General features: G+C 57.0%; 1 rRNA gene. It reads left to right on the top strand.

The features are described 5' to 3' along the window. A 23S ribosomal RNA gene (locus ACWEPF_RS39920) occupies window positions 1–1,576 on the top strand; the annotation flags it as partial.

The raw sequence follows: 1,576 nt of genomic DNA, 5'->3' as shown, positions 1-1,576 counted from the left end.
TCTGCCCAGGGTAAGTCGGGACCTAAGGCGAGGCCGACAGGCGTAGTCGATGGACAACGGGTTGATATTCCCGTACCCGCTTTGAAGCGCCAACGGTGAACCTTCTGATGCTAAGACCGTGAAGCCGCCCCGGAGCCTTCGGGCAAAGGGGAGTGGTGGAGCCGTCGAACCAAGGTGGTAGTAGCTGAGCGATGGGGTGACGCAGGAAGGTAGTCCAGCCCGGGCGGTGGTTGTCCCGGGGTAAGGGTGTAGGCCGAGTGGTAGGCAAATCCGCCACTCATTAAGGCTGAGACCTGATGCCGAGCCGATTGTGGTGAAGTGGATGATCCTATGCTGTCGAGAAAAGCCTCTAGCGAGTTTCATGGCGGCCCGTACCCCAAACCGACTCAGGTGGTCAGGTAGAGAATACCGAGGCGTTCGGGTGAACTATGGTTAAGGAACTCGGCAAAATGCCCCCGTAACTTCGGGAGAAGGGGGGCCGGAACTGGTGATGGGATTTACTCCTTGAGCTGGGGCCGGCCGCAGAGACCAGCGAGAAGCGACTGTTTACTAAAAACACAGGTCCGTGCGAAGCCGTAAGGCGATGTATACGGACTGACGCCTGCCCGGTGCTGGAACGTTAAGGGGACCGGTTAGTCACGATTCGTCGTGGCGAAGCTGAGAACTTAAGCGCCAGTAAACGGCGGTGGTAACTATAACCATCCTAAGGTAGCGAAATTCCTTGTCGGGTAAGTTCCGACCTGCACGAATGGCGTAACGACTTCTCGACTGTCTCAACCATAGGCCCGGTGAAATTGCATTACGAGTAAAGATGCTCGTTTCGCGCAGCAGGACGGAAAGACCCCGGGACCTTTACTATAGCTTGATATTGGTGTTCGGTTCGGCTTGTGTAGGATAGGTGGGAGACTTTGAAACCCAAACGCCAGTTTGGGTGGAGTCGTCGTTGAAATACCACTCTGGTCGTGCTGGATGTCTAACCTGGGTCCGTGATCCGGATCAGGGACAGTGTCTGGTGGGTAGTTTAACTGGGGCGGTTGCCTCCTAAAGAGTAACGGAGGCGCCCAAAGGTTCCCTCAGCCTGGTTGGCAATCAGGTGTTGAGTGTAAGTGCACAAGGGAGCTTGACTGTGAGACCGACGGGTCGAGCAGGGACGAAAGTCGGGACTAGTGATCCGGCGGTGGCTTGTGGAAGCGCCGTCGCTCAACGGATAAAAGGTACCCCGGGGATAACAGGCTGATCTTCCCCAAGAGTCCATATCGACGGGATGGTTTGGCACCTCGATGTCGGCTCGTCGCATCCTGGGGCTGGAGTAGGTCCCAAGGGTTGGGCTGTTCGCCCATTAAAGCGGTACGCGAGCTGGGTTTAGAACGTCGTGAGACAGTTCGGTCCCTATCCGCTGTGCGCGTAGGAGTGTTGAGAAGGGCTGTCCCTAGTACGAGAGGACCGGGACGGACGAACCTCTGGTGTGCCAGTTGTCCTGCCAAGGGCATGGCTGGTTGGCTACGTTCGGGAGGGATAACCGCTGAAAGCATCTAAGCGGGAAGCCTGCTTCGAGATGAGCACTCCCACCTCCTTG

This window comes from Kitasatospora sp. NPDC004289, from assembly GCF_053602875.1.
Note: the sequence above shows the minus strand (reverse complement) of the source record. Positions and strands in the feature narration are given on the sequence as shown.